The organism is Aromatoleum toluolicum (assembly GCF_012911005.2).
GTDB classification, from domain to species: Bacteria; Pseudomonadota; Gammaproteobacteria; order Burkholderiales; family Rhodocyclaceae; genus Aromatoleum; species Aromatoleum toluolicum.
On record NZ_WTVS01000059.1, the window covers coordinates 17,928 to 33,471 of the forward strand.

Annotated in this window: 15 protein-coding genes and 1 pseudogene; 13 read left to right on the forward strand and 3 right to left on the reverse strand. The window is 67.5% G+C overall.

The genetic code is table 11. The annotated features are described in order from the left end of the window. The first annotated feature begins 80 nt into the window (after nucleotides 1-80). Nucleotides 81-1,727, forward strand: coding sequence for a sulfatase-like hydrolase/transferase (locus tag GPA27_RS21650; RefSeq protein ID WP_169142509.1), 1,647 nt, complete (start codon nucleotides 81-83; stop codon nucleotides 1,725-1,727). A gap of 13 nt (nucleotides 1,728-1,740) precedes the next feature. Here the strand turns inward: GPA27_RS21650 and dmeF are convergent, their stop codons facing one another. The 3 genes from dmeF to paaN form a co-directional block, all read right to left on the reverse strand. After that, nucleotides 1,741-2,736 (reverse strand): CDF family Co(II)/Ni(II) efflux transporter DmeF, encoded by a 996-nt coding sequence (dmeF, locus tag GPA27_RS21655; protein ID WP_169142510.1) that lies wholly within the window; start codon nucleotides 2,734-2,736, stop codon nucleotides 1,741-1,743. Between the two features lie 27 nt (nucleotides 2,737-2,763). Next, nucleotides 2,764-3,081: a cupin domain-containing protein gene (locus GPA27_RS21660; RefSeq protein ID WP_169142511.1), complete on the reverse strand. Its 318-nt coding sequence runs from the start codon at nucleotides 3,079-3,081 to the stop codon at nucleotides 2,764-2,766. Nucleotides 3,082-3,152: 71 nt separating this feature from the next. After that, nucleotides 3,153-4,841 carry a phenylacetic acid degradation protein PaaN gene (paaN, locus tag GPA27_RS21665; protein WP_169142512.1) on the reverse strand — a complete coding sequence of 563 codons (1,689 nt, stop codon included), beginning with the start codon at nucleotides 4,839-4,841 and terminating at the stop codon, nucleotides 3,153-3,155. Between the two features lie 329 nt (nucleotides 4,842-5,170). Between paaN and paaG the strand changes: the two genes are divergently transcribed. The 12 genes and pseudogenes from paaG to GPA27_RS21725 form a co-directional block, all read left to right on the forward strand. After that, entirely contained in the window at nucleotides 5,171-6,004 is an 834-nt protein-coding gene (gene paaG / locus GPA27_RS21670) for a 2-(1,2-epoxy-1,2-dihydrophenyl)acetyl-CoA isomerase PaaG (protein WP_246261346.1), read from the forward strand. Then, nucleotides 6,005-7,537, forward strand: a complete 1,533-nt coding sequence (gene paaH, locus GPA27_RS21675) for a 3-hydroxyacyl-CoA dehydrogenase PaaH (RefSeq protein WP_169142513.1) — start codon at nucleotides 6,005-6,007, stop codon at nucleotides 7,535-7,537. Continuing rightward, the gene (paaI, locus tag GPA27_RS21680) at nucleotides 7,530-7,994 is read left to right on the forward strand and encodes a hydroxyphenylacetyl-CoA thioesterase PaaI (protein WP_169142514.1); all 465 of its coding nucleotides are present in this window, start codon (nucleotides 7,530-7,532) and stop codon (nucleotides 7,992-7,994) included. Before paaH ends, paaI begins: the two co-directional genes overlap by 8 nt. A 103-nt stretch (nucleotides 7,995-8,097) precedes the next feature. Further along, nucleotides 8,098-9,420: a phenylacetate--CoA ligase PaaK gene (paaK, locus tag GPA27_RS21685; RefSeq protein WP_169142515.1), complete on the forward strand. Its 1,323-nt coding sequence runs from the start codon at nucleotides 8,098-8,100 to the stop codon at nucleotides 9,418-9,420. Between the two features lie 71 nt (nucleotides 9,421-9,491). Next, the gene (paaA, locus tag GPA27_RS21690; protein ID WP_169142516.1) at nucleotides 9,492-10,493 is read left to right on the forward strand and encodes a 1,2-phenylacetyl-CoA epoxidase subunit PaaA; all 1,002 of its coding nucleotides are present in this window, start codon (nucleotides 9,492-9,494) and stop codon (nucleotides 10,491-10,493) included. 67 nt (nucleotides 10,494-10,560) lie between these two features. Continuing rightward, nucleotides 10,561-10,848 (forward strand): 1,2-phenylacetyl-CoA epoxidase subunit PaaB, encoded by a 288-nt coding sequence (gene paaB / locus GPA27_RS21695; protein WP_018989543.1) that lies wholly within the window; start codon nucleotides 10,561-10,563, stop codon nucleotides 10,846-10,848. 13 nt (nucleotides 10,849-10,861) lie between these two features. Further along, nucleotides 10,862-11,629: a 1,2-phenylacetyl-CoA epoxidase subunit PaaC gene (paaC, locus tag GPA27_RS21700; protein ID WP_169142517.1), complete on the forward strand. Its 768-nt coding sequence runs from the start codon at nucleotides 10,862-10,864 to the stop codon at nucleotides 11,627-11,629. Nucleotides 11,630-11,636: 7 nt separating this feature from the next. Further along, nucleotides 11,637-12,125, forward strand: a complete 489-nt coding sequence (paaD, locus tag GPA27_RS21705; protein ID WP_169142518.1) for a 1,2-phenylacetyl-CoA epoxidase subunit PaaD — start codon at nucleotides 11,637-11,639, stop codon at nucleotides 12,123-12,125. 38 nt (nucleotides 12,126-12,163) lie between these two features. After that, the gene (gene paaE, locus GPA27_RS21710; RefSeq protein WP_169142519.1) at nucleotides 12,164-13,246 is read left to right on the forward strand and encodes a 1,2-phenylacetyl-CoA epoxidase subunit PaaE; all 1,083 of its coding nucleotides are present in this window, start codon (nucleotides 12,164-12,166) and stop codon (nucleotides 13,244-13,246) included. 38 nt (nucleotides 13,247-13,284) lie between these two features. Next, the gene (locus tag GPA27_RS21715; protein WP_169142520.1) at nucleotides 13,285-13,926 is read left to right on the forward strand and encodes a TetR/AcrR family transcriptional regulator; all 642 of its coding nucleotides are present in this window, start codon (nucleotides 13,285-13,287) and stop codon (nucleotides 13,924-13,926) included. Nucleotides 13,927-14,134: 208 nt separating this feature from the next. After that, nucleotides 14,135-15,283, forward strand: a complete 1,149-nt coding sequence (locus tag GPA27_RS21720; RefSeq protein ID WP_169142521.1) for an ABC transporter substrate-binding protein — start codon at nucleotides 14,135-14,137, stop codon at nucleotides 15,281-15,283. A 125-nt stretch (nucleotides 15,284-15,408) separates the two neighbouring features. Further along, nucleotides 15,409-15,544 (forward strand): annotated as a pseudogene (locus GPA27_RS21725) (branched-chain amino acid ABC transporter permease); the annotation flags it as partial.

Consider the following 15,544-nt stretch of genomic DNA (forward strand, 5'->3'; position numbering starts at 1 on the left):
AGCGTTGCGGTAATATTGCGCACCTTCCGGTGCCTGCGGCGCCGCCGCACGGAAGTCCGCCCGCCGGAGTCGTCCTGTCAATGCGTGTCCGAAAGCTGCTCAAACCCTTGGCGATCCTCATCGGCTGCCTGCTGTATGCGGTGCCCGACTGGCTCACCGACGAGTTCGGCTCGGTCACGATAGACCAAGTGCTCTACCACCTGCGTTTCGGCGCAGAGGGCCTGATGACCAGCGACCCCGAGCTGACCCGCCGCTTCCTGTGGCGCGCGCTGGCGCTGCCGGTCGCGCTGGCGATGGTGCTGTGGGGGCTGGACGAGTGGGTCAACCACCTGCGCGCGCATCCGGACAAGTGGCCGGCGCCGTGGCTGCGCCGCGGCTGGTACTGGCTGCGCGTCGGCATGCGCCGCTGCGGCCGCGCGCTGGCGCGCTTTACGCGTCGCGGCGTGTCGCGGGCGATCCCGCTGGTCGTGCTCGGCGCGGGGGTCGCCTTCTTCATCGACAGCTTTTCGCTCGCGCGCTACGTGCGGGCCTATTTCGGCGAGGACTACTTCGCCGGCTCCTACGTCGACCCGAGCCGCGTGTCGATCAAGCGCGGCAAGGAGCAACCGAAGAATCTCGTGCTGATCTACGTCGAGAGCCTCGAGAACACCTATTCCGATCCGGCGCTGTTCGGACGCGACCTGCTGCACCGGCTCAACGCCTTCAAGGGCAAGCCGCGCGTGGCGTCCTTCGACAGCTACCGCGAGATGCAGGGTGCGCACTACACGATCGCGGGCATCGTCGCGACGCAGTGCGGGTTGCCCTTGAAATCGGTGGCGCTGTTCGGCGGCAATGCACAGGGCGAGCAGATCGAGCGCTACCTGCCGCGCGCCCGCTGCCTCGGTGACATCCTCGCGAGCAACGGCTACACCAACGTCTTCCTCAACGGCTCCAGCCTCGCCTTTGCCGGCGTCGGCAAGTTCTTCAAGGACCACCACTACAGCAAGGTGATGGGGCGCGAGGAGTGGGTGAACCAGGGCGAACGGCCCGAGCTGATGAGCGGCTGGGGGCTCTACGACGACGACCTCTTCCGTCATGCGCGCGGCGAGCTCGACCAGCTGATGAAGTCGCGCAAGCCCTTCAATCTCACCGTTCTGACGATCGACACGCACCACCCTTACGGCCACCTCTCGTCGACCTGCGAGCGCCAGGGCTACCAGGACTTCGAAGGCATCGTCGAATGCACCGCCGGACAGGTCGCGGACTTCATCCAGTACATTAACCAGAAGGGCTGGTCGGACCGCATCGCGGTCGTCGTGCAGGGCGACCATCTTGCGATGGGCAATACCTCGTACGACAAGCTGGTGAAGAATCCGGAGCGGCGCGTGTACAACCTGCTGATCGGCGCCGACAAGAAGCTCGTGAAGAACACCGACGAGGTCACGCACTTCGACATGCTGCCGACCATGCTGAGGATGCTCGGCTTCGAGGTCGAGGGCGAGCGTGCCGGCCTCGGCTACGCGGCGATCGGCCCGGCCAACGTGCCGCGCCCGCCGGATCGCATCGCCAGGATGACCGAGCAGCTGATGAACTACAGCGCGACGTACCGCGCGCTGTGGGAGCTGCCCATGACGCCGGCGGTGGTCGCGGACCCGGGGGCCGCGGACGTGGTCGTGACGCCGGTGCCGGTGCCGCCGCGTCCGCCGGCGCGCACCACCGTGCAGCGCGACATCGCGCAGGACCGCTGAGGCGCGGTCCGCCTTAGGCGGCGTCCTGCGGGCGGTTCACTTCCACCGAGATGTGGATCAGTTCCTCGTGCGGGGCGAGCGCGCGTTTGATCGCGGTCGGCGTGATCGTCGGGTCGCCGGTGAGCACGCTGACGATCGCGGCGAAGCGGTTGCGGCCGACGCGCCACACGTGCAGGTCCACGATGCGCGGCGCCGCGGGCCAGTGCGGGTGGCTCGCGAGCGCCTCGCGGATCTCGCCCACGACCGGGTGATCCATCTCGCGGTCGAGCAGCACGCGGCCGGTGTCGCGCAGCAGCCCGCGCGACCAGCGTGCGACGAGCACGGCGCCGACGATGCCCATCACCGGGTCCAGCCAGTTCCAGCCGTACAGCATGCCGCCGAGCAGCGCGACGATCGCCAGCACCGAGGTCGCCGCGTCGACGACCACGTGCAGGTAGGCGGCGCGCAGGTTGAGGTCGTGATCATGGTGGTCGTGGTGGTGGCCGCCGTGATCGTGCGGGTGGGCAGGGTCGTGGCCGTGATGGTCATGCCCGTGTCCGCCGTGCGAATGCTCGCCCGCGTGGTTGAGGATCAGCGCACACACGACGTTTACGACGAGGCCGACTACCGCGACCGTGATCGCCTCGGGGAAGCGGATGTCCTGCGGCGCGAGCAGGCGCTCGACCGAGCCGATGACCATCGCGAGCGCGACGCCGACGAGGAAGATGGCGCTCGCGAAGCCGGCCAGGATCTCGATCTTCCACGTGCCGAAGGCGAAGCGCGGGTCGTCGGCGTAGCGCCGCGCGGCGGTGTAGGCGAGCGCCGAGAGGCCGATCGCGAGCGCGTGCGAGCTCATGTGCCAGCCGTCGGCGAGCAGCGCCATCGAGTTGAACCACCAGCCGGCGGCGATCTCGACCACCATCGTCACCGCGGTGATCAGCAGCACGAGGCGCGTGCCGCGTTCGCCGGCGGCGTTGCCGTCGTCGAAGCTGTGGTTCGGGGTCCAGTATTGCGGGGATTCGGGGGACATGGCGTGCGGGAGATGATCGCTATGTCATCAGTCTACATGCACCGCGAGCCAGACGGTCGCGGGGCCGGTCGATTCGACGCGGTGGCGGCGGTGTGGCGCGATCGTGACCCAGTCGCCGGCGCGCATCTCGCGCCGTTCGCCATCCGCGAACGCGAGCACCGCCTCGCCCTGGACGACGACCACCCACTCGGCCTGCTCCTGGTCGTACCAGAAGCCGGGCGGGCTGGCGTGGCCGTGCGAGACGATGCGCTCGATGCGCGTGCCGGCGCGCTCGAACAGGGTGTCGAAGCTTTCGTCGCCGCCGGGCGGCGGCAGCGTGTCGAGGAGGTTGCCGTTGTCGGGCATCGCGCAGGGCCTCGCGTCTGGTCCGGGGAAGACTCAGTGTAGACGAGGCCCGCGCGTTGCGGCCTGCGTGCTTACTCGACGTGGTAGCGGCGCTGCACGACGCGGAAGCGGTTGGCGACGAAGGCGCTGTCCGACAGGCTCGCGTTCGCGGCCGGGTTCATGCCGACGCCGTGGTAGTCCGAGAAACCCGCCGACTGGTTCACGAACACGCCGCCGGTGAGGTTGATCGACAGCGCGACGCCGGCATGCCAGGTCGCTTCGGTCATCGCGTCGACGACTTCCGGCTTGGTCGAGTAGATCCCGACCGTGAGCGCGCCGTGCTCGCGCACGATGCGCTCGGACAGCGCGACCGCGGCGGCGCCGTTGGCGACCTTCACGACGAAGGCGATCGGGCCGAAGCGCTCTTCCATATAGGCGTTCTCGTCCGCGGCGTCGCACGCGAGCAGCACCGGCGAACGCACTTCGGCGCCGGGAAACTCGGCGTGGGCAATTTTCTTCGACGCGAGCACGACGCGGCCATGCTCGGGCGTCTCCGCGATGCGGGCGAGCGTGTCGGGCGACTGGATCGCGCCCAGCACGGCGGTCGCGACCGCCGGGTCGGCGAGGAACTTGTCGATCGATGCGGCGAGATCGGCGCACACCTCGTCGTAGCTCTTGTGCCCCTGGTCGGTGTCGATGCCGCCCGCCGGCACAAGGATCGCCTGCGTTGTCGTGCACATCTGGCCGGAATACAGGCACAGCGTGAAGGCGAGGTTCCGCAGCATCGCCTTGTACTGGTCGGTGGATTCGATGACGACGTTGTTCACGCCGGCGAGCTCGGCATACACCTGCGCCTGCTTCGCATGGCTGATCAGCCACTGGCCGAAGCTGTTGCCGCCGGTGAAGTCGATCGATTTCACCGCCGGGTGGGTCGCGAGCGCCTGCGTGGCTTCGCGCTTGTCGAAGGCGGCGAGCGTGACGAGGTTGGGGTCGAGGCCGGCCTCGGCGAGCACCTCGCGCGCGATGCGCACGGTGATCGCGGCGGGCAGGATCGCGTTCTGGTGCGGCTTGACGATGACCGGGTTGCCGGTCGCGAGCGCGGCGAAGAGGCCCGGGTAGGTGTTCCAGGTCGGGAAGGTGCCGCAGCCGATCACCAGCGCGACGCCGCGGCCGACGATCTCGAAGTGCTTCTTCATCTTCAGCGGCGGGTTCTTGCCCTGCGGCTTCTCCCATACCGTTTCGTGCGGGATGAACTTCATCTCGCGGTAGGCGTAGGCGACGGCCTCGAGGCCGCGGTCCTGCGCGTGCGGGCCGCCGGCCTGGAAGGCCATCATCCAGCCCTGGCCGGTGGTGAGCATCACCGCATGGGCGATCTCGCAGCTCTTCTTGTTGATGCGCTCGAGGATCTCCAGGCACACGCCGGCGCGGCCTTGCGCGCCGATGCGCTGCCAGCCCGGCATCGCGGCGTGTGCGGCGGCGATCAGCGCGTCGGCGTCGCACACCGGATAGCGCACGCCCAGTTCGACGCCGTAAGGCGAACGCTCGGTCGCCATCCAGCCGCTCCGGCCGGGCTGGTCGAGCTCGAAGTCCTGGCCGAAGGTGGCCTCGACGGCGCGGCGCCCGTCGTCCTGTGCCGTTTCCCCATATACCTTGGGGCTGGGCATCTCGGGGTAGGGCGTCCAGTAGCCGCGGGCGTGGATCGCCTGGACGGCGGCTTCGAGGGTCGCGTGGTGCTTGTCGAACAGCTGGGCGGGCGTGGTGGTGGACGCGGCGTGGGACATCGAGGGTCTCCTCTGGTGATGGGGCGGGGCTTCTGCGGCCCCTGCGGATCGGTGCTGCTGACCTTGTTATAGCGGCTGGCGCATTGCTGCGCTGCGGGGAAACTTGTCAAGCAAAAAACTGTTGTCTTTTGATCTGGATCAAGCTTACTATTGATTGACCGGTCGGTCAAACAAAGGCCGGACTAGAAAGAAAGCTCGGGATACCGGGCACCGACCCCCGCCGACAGGAGGCCTCGAAGCCTTCCGGGCGATCCGAAAAAGGAGACTCTGCAGAAGCGCCGCCTGAGGGCATTGGTTGGCGTTTGTGCAGAGGGATGACAGGAGGAGACATGAGCAGCGAGTTGCGCAGAACGGATTGGGGCATGCAGGGCGAGTCGATTCGCCTCGATGTGGTCGAAGGCGTTGCGACGCTGACGCTGAACCGGCCGGACCGGTTGAACTCGTTCACGAGCCGGATGCACGAGGAGGTGCGCGCGGCGCTGGCGATGGTCCGGGACGGGCGCGCGGCCGGCGTCGTGCGCGTGCTGGTGCTGACTGGTGCGGGGCGCGGCTTCTGTGCCGGGCAGGACCTGTCGGACCGTGCCGTGGCGCCGGGCGCTGCGCCGGTGGATCTGGGCGAATCGGTCGAGAAGAACTACAAGCCGCTCGTGCTCGCGCTGCGCAGCCTCGAGCTGCCGGTGATCGCGGCGGTCAATGGCGTCGCGGCCGGTGCCGGCGCGAGCATCGCTCTGGCGTGTGACCTCGTGTTCGCGGCGCGCTCGGCGAGCTTCATCCAGTCCTTCAGCAAGCTCGGCGTCGTGCCGGACACCGGCGGCAGCTGGATCCTGCCGCGCCTCGTCGGTCCGGCGCGTGCGATGGGCATGGCGCTGCTGGGCGAGAAGCTGTCGGCCGAGCAGGCCGAGACCTGGGGCCTGATCTGGAAGTGCGTGGACGACGAGGCGCTGATGCCGACCGTACAGCAGGTCGCCGCCGGTCTCGCGAAGGGCCCCACCTTCGGCTACGCGAAAACCAAGCAGGCGATCTGGGCGAGCTCGACCCACGACTTCGAGACCCAACTCAACCTCGAGCGCGACCTGATGACCGTGTGTGGCAACTCGAACGACTACCGCGAAGGGGTCGCCGCGTTCATCGAGAAGCGCAACCCGAACTTCAAGGGTGATTGAATGAGTGCCCTCGGCAAGGATGTGAAGGTCGTCGTGATCGGCGCCGGCGCAATGGGCAGCGGCATCGCCCAGGTCGCCGCGCGCGCGGGCCACACCGTGTACCTGTTCGATGGCCGCAGCGAAGCGATCGCCGCCGGACGCGCGGCGATCGAAAAGGACCTGAAGTTCCTCGTGTCGAAGAACCGGCTCGACCAGGCCGAAGCCGCGGCGACGCTCGAACGCGTCGTGCCGGTCGCGGCGCTGGCCGAGGCGGCCGATGCCGGCCTCGCGATCGAGGCGATCGTCGAGAACCTCGACGTCAAGCGCAAGCTCTTCGCCGAGCTGGAAAGCATGCTCGGCGCGGACGCGATCATCGCGAGCAACACCTCGTCGCTGTCGATCAACGCGATGGCGGCCGGGCTCGCCCGTCCCGGCCGGCTCGCCGGCCTGCACTTCTTCAACCCCGCGCCGCGCATGGCGCTGGTCGAGGTGGTTTCAGGACTCAACACCGAGCGCGAGGTTGCCGAGTGCCTGCACGCGACCGCGCGCACCTGGGGCAAGATGCCCGTGCATGCGGCTTCGACACCCGGCTTCATCGTGAACCGCGTCGCGCGTCCGTACTATGCGGAGGCGCTGCGCGTGCTCGCCGAGCACGAGGCGGAGCCGGCGACGCTGGACGCGATCCTGCGCGAAGGCTGCGGCTTTGCGATGGGCCCCTTCGAGGTGATGGACCTGATCGGCCACGACGTGAACTTCGCGGTGACGAAGTCGGTGTTCGAGGCCTACTTCTGCGACCGCCGCTTTGCGCCGAGCCCGTTCCAGCAGGAGCTCGTCGCCGCCGGCCGGCTGGGACGCAAGACCGGGCGCGGCATCTATGAATATGGCGAACTCGCCGCGAAGGCCGTGCCGCAGGACGAGCCGGCGCAGGACGGCGAGCCGCGCATCACCGTGGTCGGCGATATTGGCGCCGCGGCGCCGCTGCTGGCGCGCCTCGAAGCGGCCGGCATCGAGGTGCGGCGCGAGGCGGGCATGCACGGCAAGCGCGGCTGGATGCAGATCGGCCCCGCGCGCGTCGCGCTCACCGACGGCCGCACCGCGACGCTGCGCGCGGCCGAGGAGCGCGTGCCGAACCTCGTGCTCTTCGACCTGTGCCTCGACTACTCGACCAGCACCCGCATCGCGCTCACGCGCGCCGACCAGTGCGGCCTGGGTGCGCTGCGCGTGGTCACCGGCACCTTCCAGAAGGCCGGCTTCAAGGTCAGCGCGATCGACGACGTCGCCGGGCTGATCGCGCTGCGCACCGTCGTGATGCTCGCGAACGAGGCCGCCGATGCGGTGCTGCAGGGCGTGGCGAGCGCGCGCGACGTCGATACCGCGATGCGCTACGGCACCAACTACCCCAAGGGCGGCCCGCTCGCGTGGGCCGACCAGCTCGGCGCGGGTTTCGTCGTCGAGGTGCTCGCGAATCTCAAGGATCACTACGGCGAGGAGCGCTATCGCGTGTCGCCGCTGCTGCGCCGCAAGGCCTGCAACGGGGAGGCGATGTATGACTGAGGCGGGCTATCGCGATCTCACGAACGGGCTCGATCCCCAACTCGTCGCCGAGCGCGTGCGCGAGGGCATGTCGGAGAACGACCGCGTGCTGCGCGCCAATGGCATCCGCTTCGAGGCGGTCGGTCCCGGCTACGCGAAGGTGACGATGACGGTGCGCGAGGAAATGCTCAACGGTTTTCGCATCTGCCACGGCGGCTTCATCACGGTGCTCGCCGACACGGCCTTCGCCTACGCATGCAACAGCTACAACGAGCAGACCGTGGCGTCGGGCATCAGCCTCGACTTCATGGCGCCCGGCCGCCCCGGGGACCTGCTGTGCGCCGAGGCGCAGGAAGTGTTCGCCGCCGGGCGCACCGGCGTGTACGACATCAGCGTCACAAACCAGAAGGGCGAGCTGCTCGCGGTGATGCGCGGCAAGTCCTACCGGCTGAAAGGCAGGGCCGTCGTCGAGTTGTGAATAGCGTTTGACACGGGTCGCCCGGGACTCCCCCGCTTCGGGGAATGACTCCGGGTTCATATGAAATCCGCGCAAACCGAAGAAATCAGGAGGAGAGAGAGCAATGCCCGTGAAGACCCCGTCGCCCGGCGACCTGGAAGCGATCGAGACAACCAGTCAGGACGAGCTGCGCGCGCTGCAGCTCGAACGCATGCAGTGGAGCGTGCGCCACGCCTACGAGAACGTGCCGCACTACCGCAAGGCCTTCGACGCCAAGGGCGTGCATCCGGACGACCTGAAGACGCTCGCGGATCTGGCGAAGTTTCCCTTCACCGCGAAGAGCGATCTGCGCGACAACTACCCCTTCGGCATGTTCGCGGTGCCGCGCGAGAAGGTCGCGCGCGTGCATGCGTCGTCGGGCACGACCGGCAAGCCGACGGTGGTCGGCTACACGCTGAAGGACATCGACACCTGGGCCACCGTCGTCGCACGCTCGATCCGCGCCGCGGGCGGCCGCGCCGGCGACATGGTGCATGTGTCCTACGGCTACGGCCTGTTCACCGGCGGGCTGGGCGCGCATTACGGCGCCGAGCGGCTGGGCTGCACGGTGGTGCCGATGTCCGGCGGGCAGACCGAGAAGCAGATCCAGGTGATCCAGGACTTCAAGCCCGACATCATCATGGTGACGCCGTCCTACATGCTGACCATCCTCGACGAGATGGAGCGCATGGGCATCGACCCGAAATCGACCTCGCTGAAGGTCGGCATCTTCGGCGCCGAGCCGTGGACGCAGGGCATGCGCGAGGCGATGGAGGCGCGCTCCGGGCTCGATGCGGTCGACATCTATGGTCTGTCGGAAGTGATGGGGCCGGGTGTCGCCAGCGAGTGCGTCGAGAGCAAGGACGGCCCGGTGGTGTGGGAAGACCATTTCTACCCCGAGATCATCGACCCGAAGACCGGCGACGTGCTGCCGGACGGCGAGGAAGGCGAGCTGGTGTTCACGACGCTGACCAAGGAAGCGATGCCGGTGATCCGCTACCGCACGCGCGACCTTACGCGCCTGCTGCCGCCGACCTCGCGCGCCATGCGGCGCATGGCCAAGATCACCGGCCGTTCCGACGACATGCTGATCATCCGCGGCGTGAACCTCTTCCCGACGCAGATCGAGGAGCTGATCTGCCACATGCCCCAGCTCGCCGCGCAATACGTGCTGGAAGTCGACAAGAAGGGCCACATGGACACGCTGACGGTGAAGGTCGAGCTGGACCCGGACGCGATCGTCGGCCGGCATCCCGAGCAGAAGGAGGCGGTCGGCGAGGAGCTCGCGCATCGCATCAAGACCTTCATCGGCGTCTCGGCGAAGGTCGTTGTCGGCGAGCCGTTCTCGATCGAGCGCGTGACGATCGGCAAGGCGAAGCGCGTCATCGACCGCCGCCCCAAGGAGTGAGTGTCTGAAGGGGCCGCTGCGGCGGCCTCGCACTCGCCCCAGCCAGGAATGAGAGAGGAGGAGACAACACAATGTATACCCAAGCACTGGACATCCCGCAGCAGAGCGCCGACAAGGGCCCGCGCGTGGTCGAGAATCCCGAGTACCAGGCCGAGTTCGACGCCAGGATCGACGCCGGCGGCTACATCGAGGCCAAGGACTGGATGCCCGAGGCCTACCGCAAGACCCTGATCCGCCAGATTAGCCAGCACGCGCACTCCGAGATCGTCGGCATGCTGCCTGAAGGCAACTGGATCACGCGTGCGCCGACGCTCAAGCGCAAGGCGATCCTGCTCGCCAAGGTGCAGGACGAGGGCGGTCACGGCCTGTATCTCTACGCCGCCGCCGAGACGCTGGGCGTGTCGCGCGACGAGCTGCTGGAGGCGCTGCACAGCGGCCGCGCCAAGTACAGCTCGATCTTCAACTACCCCACGCTCACCTGGGCGGACATCGGCGTGATCGGCTGGCTCGTGGACGGCGCCGCGATCATGAACCAGATCCCGCTGTGCAAGTGCAGCTACGGCCCCTATGCGCGGGCGATGGTGAGGATCTGCAAGGAGGAGTCCTTCCACCAGCGCCAGGGCTACGACCTGCTGCTGGCGATGATGAAGGGCACCGAAGAGCAGCGCGAGATGGTGCAGGACGCCGTCAATCGCTGGTGGTGGCCGTCGATCATGATGTTCGGCCCGCACGACAAGGACTCCGTGCATTCGGGCCAGAGCGCGCGCTGGGGCATCAAGCGCATCTCCAACGACGACCTGCGCCAGAAGTTCGTCGACGCGACCGTCGAGCAGGCCAAGGTGCTGGGCGTGACGATGCCCGACCCGGAGCTGAAGTGGAACGCCGAACGCGGCCACCACGATTTCGGCGCGATCGACTGGGACGAGTTCTGGAACGTCGTCAATGGCCACGGCCAGGGCAACGTCGATCGGCTGGCCGCGCGCGTCAAGGCGTGGGAAGACGGCGCCTGGGTGCGCGAGGCCGCGCTCGAGCACGAGAGGAAGCGCGCCGCGCGCGAACACCAGGCCGCCTGACAGGAATATCCGCAACACACCGACAGAAAGGGCGGCCCCGGCCAGCCCTCACGAGAGGAGAAGAGACATGGAACGCAAGGAATGGCCGCTGTGGGAAGTCTTCGTGCGCAGCCGCAACGGACTCGATCACAAGCACTGCGGCAGCGTGCATGCGCCCGATGCGAAGCTCGCGCTGCAGGTCGCGCGCGACGTCTATACCCGCCGCCAGGAAGGCGTGAGCATCTGGGTCGTGCAGGCCGACCACATCGTGGCCTCCGACCCGGACGCCAAGCCCGAGCTGTTCGACCCGGCCGAGGACAAGATCTACCGGCATCCGACCTTCTACCAGCTGCCCGACGAAGTGAACCACATGTGAGAGGGCTGCAAAGATGACGCAACAGACTCCCAACCCCGCACACATCGAATACGTCACCCGCATCGGCGACAACGCGCTGATCCTCGGCCAGCGCATGTCCGAATGGTGCGGCCACGCGCCGGTGCTCGAAGAGGACATGGCGCTCGCGAACATGTCGCTGGACCTGATCGGCCAGGCGCGCATGCTGCTCACGCACGCCGGAAAGCTCGAAGGCAAGGGCCGCGACGAGGATCAGCTCGCCTTCCTGCGCATCGAGATGCACTACCGCAACCTCACGCTGTGCGAGCTGCCGAACGCGGATTTCGGCCGCACGATGGTGCGCAACTTCCTCTTCGCGAGCTTCCAGGTGCTGCTGTGGGAACGCCTGCTTGCCTCCAGTGACACCGAGCTCGCCGCGATCGCCGCGAAGAGCCTCAAGGAAGCGCGCTACCACGCCCAGCACGCCGGCGACTGGGTCGTGCGCCTGGGCGACGGAACGGCCGAATCGCACGAGCGCACGCAGGCCGCGCTCGACTACCTGTGGCCCTACACCGCCGAGTTCTTCGCCGCGAATCCGACCGACGAGGCGATTGCCGCCGCCGCCATCGGCCCTGCGTGGAGCGAGCTCGAAGCGGCGTGGGAAGCGGCGGTGGTGCCGGTCCTGAACGAGGCGACGCTGACCGTGCCGGCGCGCACGCCGTTCAAGTCCTACGGCAAGTTCGGCCGCCACAGCGAGCATCTGGGGCACCTGCTGTCGGAGATGCAGTACCTGCAGCGCACCTATCCGGGCGCTCAGTGGTAATGCAGCGATGATCACCGAAACCCAGGCCTGGGAGGTCCTCCACGCCGTGCCCGATCCCGAGATCCCGGTGATCTCGGTGACCGAGCTCGGCATCGTGCGCGAAGTCCTCGCGCGCGCGGGCGGCCTGCACGTCGTCGTCACGCCGACCTATTCCGGCTGCCCCGCGACCGAGGTCATCTCGCAGAGCATCCACGACGCGCTGGTCGCCGCCGGTGCGGGCGAGGTTTCGGTCGAGACGCGCCTTGCGCCCGCATGGACCACCGACTGGATCACCGAGCCGGCGAAGGAGAAGCTGCGTGCCTACGGCATCGCCCCCCCGGGCGGCGACGCACCCGTCGGCCCGCAGCCGCTCCGCTTCGTACCGCGCAAGCTTGCGTGCCCGCGCTGCGGCTCGACCGACACGACGCGGCTGTCGCAGTTCGGTTCGACCGCGTGCAAGGCGCTGTACCGCTGCCAGAGCTGCCTGGAGCCATTCGAGTACTTCAAGCCAATTTGATTCGAATCGCCACGAGAAGCGATCGAGGAGACAATCACATGACGACGCACAGAACGCCGAAATTCCACCCGCTGAAAGTCGCCGAGGTGCGGCGCGAGACGCCTGAGGCGGTGAGCCTGCGCTTCGAGATCCCCGCCGAGCTCACCGCGGACTACCGCTTCGAGCAGGGTCAGCACCTCAACCTCAAGGTCAAGGTCAACGGCGAGGAACTGCGCCGCTCCTATTCGATCTGTTCCGGTGTCGACGACGGCGAACTGTGCGTCGCGATCAAGAAGATCAACGGCGGCGCATTCTCGACCTGGGCCAACGACGGCGGCATCAAGGCCGGCGACGTGCTGGAGATCATGACGCCGGAAGGCCGCTTCCACACCCCGCTCGACCCCGCGCACGCCAAGCACTACGTCGCCTTTGCCGCCGGCAGCGGCATCACGCCGATCCTGTCGCTGGTGAAGACCACGCTGCGCGCCGAGCCGCACAGCCGCTTCACGCTGGTCTACAGCAATCGCCGCCAGGCGAGCGTGATGTTCGCCGAGACCCTCGAGGACCTGAAGAACCGCTACATGTCGCGCTTCACGCTGTACAACCTGTTCTCGCGCGAGGAGCAGGAGGTGCCGCTGTTCAATGGCCGGCTCGACGGCGAGCGCGTGCGCATGTTCCTCGACACGCTGATCCCCGTCGACACCATCGACGAGGCCTTCATCTGCGGCCCCGGCGGCATGATCGACGAGGTCGAGGCCGCGCTGCAGGCGGGCGGCGTCGCGCACGAGCACATCCACCTCGAGCGCTTCGGCGTGCCCGCGACGGCGCCCGAGCACCACGTCGAACCGGGCGACGCGACGCAGGCCCGGGTCACCGTGATCGCCGACGGCCTCAGGCGCGAGATGGAGTTCCGCGCCGAGGATCCGTCCATCCTCGACGTCGCGCTGCGCGCCGGCATGGACCTGCCGTACTCGTGCAAGGGCGGCGTGTGCTGCACCTGCCGCGCGAAACTGCTTGAGGGCAAGGTGCGCATGGACAAGAATTTCACCCTCGAACAGCCGGACGTCGATGCCGGCTACATTCTCACCTGCCAGGCGCACCCCCTCACCGATCGCGTCGTCATCAGTTTCGACGAGCGCTGAGGGGCGCGGCTGGCCCCGACACAGGCACGACATCCGGCATGGCACGAGGCAAGGCACCCACTTTCGAGCTGCAGCGCGCGGCGATGCTGCGCGCGGCGGCGGGGCTGTTCGCGGAAAAGGGCTTCCACAACGCCTCGATGTCGGCGATCGCGCAGGCCTGCGGCGTGTCCAAGCCGCTGCTGTACCACTACTACCGCGACAAGGAACACCTGCTGTTCGACATCGCCGACAGCTACATCGACGAGCTGCTCGCGATCGTCGCGTCCGTGGAGGCGCGCAAGCTCGGCCCCGAGGCCCATTTCACCGAGCTCGTGACGCGCTTCATGGAGGAATACGAGCACGCACAGGACCATCACATGGTTCTGGTGCAGGACGTGAAGTTCCTCAAGGAGGAGCAGGCGGAGAGCGTCGCCGGCAAGCAGCGGCGCGTCGTCGCGGCCTTTGCCGACGCGCTCGCGCGGGTCGAGCCGGGCCTCAAGGGGAGCAAGCTCGACAAGGCGGTCACGATGATCCTGTTCGGCATGATCAACTGGACCTTCACCTGGCTGCGCGCCGACGGCCCGCTCACCTTCCACGACATGGCGCCGATCGTCACCGGAATCTTCCTCAACGGCGTGCGCGGCCTGATGCGCAACGAGGGCGTGAGCGTGGCAGCGTCGCGGGCGGCGGCCGATGCGTAGCGCGTGAGGCGAGTGCAAGCGATGGGGGCTATGTTGGGTGCGCCACCGGTGCGGAAAACATCGCACAACATGGCGCCGGTGTGGCGAAAACGTGATTCAGATCAATAGTTGGACTAGCAATAGTTTGTATCGTAAGCAATAATCGCCGGACGCGACCGCGACTTCCCTCAGGTTCGGTCGCCAATAAACCAAGAGGAGGAGACACACCATGAAACTGCGCACTTCCATGATGGCTGCCATCGGTCTGGCCTTCGCTGCGACTGCCGCTCACGCCGACATCAACGTCGGCGTGACCGTGTCGGCGACCGGGCCGGCCGCCTCGCTGGGCATCCCGGAGAAGAACACGATCGCCTTGATGCCGACGACGATCGCCGGCGAGAAAATCAACTACATCGTCCTCGACGATGCCTCCGACACGACCTCGGCGGTGAAGAACGTCCGCAAGCTGATCTCCGAGGACAAGGTCGACGTCGTGCTGGGCTCCACGATCACGCCGAACTCGCTGGCGATGATCGACGTGGTCGCCGAGGCCGCGACGCCGATGATCTCGATGGCCGCCTCCGCGCGCATCGTCGAGCCGATGGACGACAAGAAGCGCTGGGTGTTCAAGACGCCGCAGAACGACGCGCAGATGTCGACCGCGATCATCGAGCACATGACCAACAGCGGCGTGAAGACGGTCGCCTTCATCGGCTTCTCCGACGCCTACGGCGAAGGCTGGTACGAGCAGTTCTCCGCCGTGGCCGATGCGCGCAAGCTCAAGTTGGTCGCCAACGAGCGTTTCGCCCGCACCGACACCTCGGTGACCGGCCAGGTGCTGAAGATCATGGCCGCGAAGCCCGACGCGGTGCTGATCGCCGGTTCCGGCACGCCGGCTGCGCTGCCGCAGAAGGCGTTCAAGGAGCGCGGCTTTACGGGCAAGATCTACCAGACCCACGGCGTCGCCAACAACGACTTCCTGCGTGTGTGCGGCAAGGACTGTGAGGGCACCTTCCTGCCGGCCGGCCCCGTGTTGGTGGCGGCGCAGCTGCCCGACACCAATCCGGTGAAGAAGAGCGCGCTCGAGTACATCACCAAGTACGAAGCCGCCCACGGCAAGGGCAGCGTTTCGACCTTCGGCGCGCACGGCTGGGACAGCGGCGTGCTGCTCGCCGCCGCCGTGCCGACGGCGCTGAAGAAGGCCAAGCCCGGCACCAAGGAGTTCCGTGCCGCGCTGCGCGACGCACTTGAAGGCCTGAAGGAAGTGCCCGCCGCGCACGGCATCTTCAGCATGAGCCCCAACGACCACCTGGGCCTGGACCAGCGCGCGCGCGTGATGGTGCAGATCCAGAATGGCGCATGGAAACTCGTCAAGTAAGTGTCAAGTGAGTTCCTGAGCTGAAACCGTGACGGCCGGGCTTCGCCTCGCGCCGTGCGGGGCTTTCATTCGTTGCTGAAAGAATCGGGAGCGGCCTGCGCCGCTCGCGATAGCGGGGTTCGTCCATGGATTTCCAGATAGCGCTGTTGCTCGCACAGGACGGCATCACCAACGGTGCGATCTACGCGCTGCTCGCGCTCGCGCTGGTGCTGGTGTTTGCCGTGACGCGGGTGATCTTCATTCCGCAGGGGGAGTTCGTCG

Coding starts and splice junctions, on each gene's coding strand:
- GPA27_RS21650 (WP_169142509.1), top strand. CDS start 81: ATGCGTGTCCGAAAGCTGCTCAAACCCTTGGCGATCCTCATCGGCTGC.
- paaA (WP_169142516.1), top strand. CDS start 9,492: ATGTATACCCAAGCACTGGACATCCCGCAGCAGAGCGCCGACAAGGGC.
- GPA27_RS21660 (WP_169142511.1), bottom strand. CDS start 3,081: ATGCCCGACAACGGCAACCTCCTCGACACGCTGCCGCCGCCCGGCGGC.
- dmeF (WP_169142510.1), bottom strand. CDS start 2,736: ATGTCCCCCGAATCCCCGCAATACTGGACCCCGAACCACAGCTTCGAC.
- paaK (WP_169142515.1), top strand. CDS start 8,098: ATGCCCGTGAAGACCCCGTCGCCCGGCGACCTGGAAGCGATCGAGACA.
- paaG (WP_246261346.1), top strand. CDS start 5,171: ATGAGCAGCGAGTTGCGCAGAACGGATTGGGGCATGCAGGGCGAGTCG.
- paaH (WP_169142513.1), top strand. CDS start 6,005: ATGAGTGCCCTCGGCAAGGATGTGAAGGTCGTCGTGATCGGCGCCGGC.
- paaI (WP_169142514.1), top strand. CDS start 7,530: ATGACTGAGGCGGGCTATCGCGATCTCACGAACGGGCTCGATCCCCAA.
- GPA27_RS21715 (WP_169142520.1), top strand. CDS start 13,285: ATGGCACGAGGCAAGGCACCCACTTTCGAGCTGCAGCGCGCGGCGATG.
- paaC (WP_169142517.1), top strand. CDS start 10,862: ATGACGCAACAGACTCCCAACCCCGCACACATCGAATACGTCACCCGC.
- paaD (WP_169142518.1), top strand. CDS start 11,637: ATGATCACCGAAACCCAGGCCTGGGAGGTCCTCCACGCCGTGCCCGAT.
- paaE (WP_169142519.1), top strand. CDS start 12,164: ATGACGACGCACAGAACGCCGAAATTCCACCCGCTGAAAGTCGCCGAG.
- paaN (WP_169142512.1), bottom strand. CDS start 4,841: ATGTCCCACGCCGCGTCCACCACCACGCCCGCCCAGCTGTTCGACAAG.
- paaB (WP_018989543.1), top strand. CDS start 10,561: ATGGAACGCAAGGAATGGCCGCTGTGGGAAGTCTTCGTGCGCAGCCGC.
- GPA27_RS21720 (WP_169142521.1), top strand. CDS start 14,135: ATGAAACTGCGCACTTCCATGATGGCTGCCATCGGTCTGGCCTTCGCT.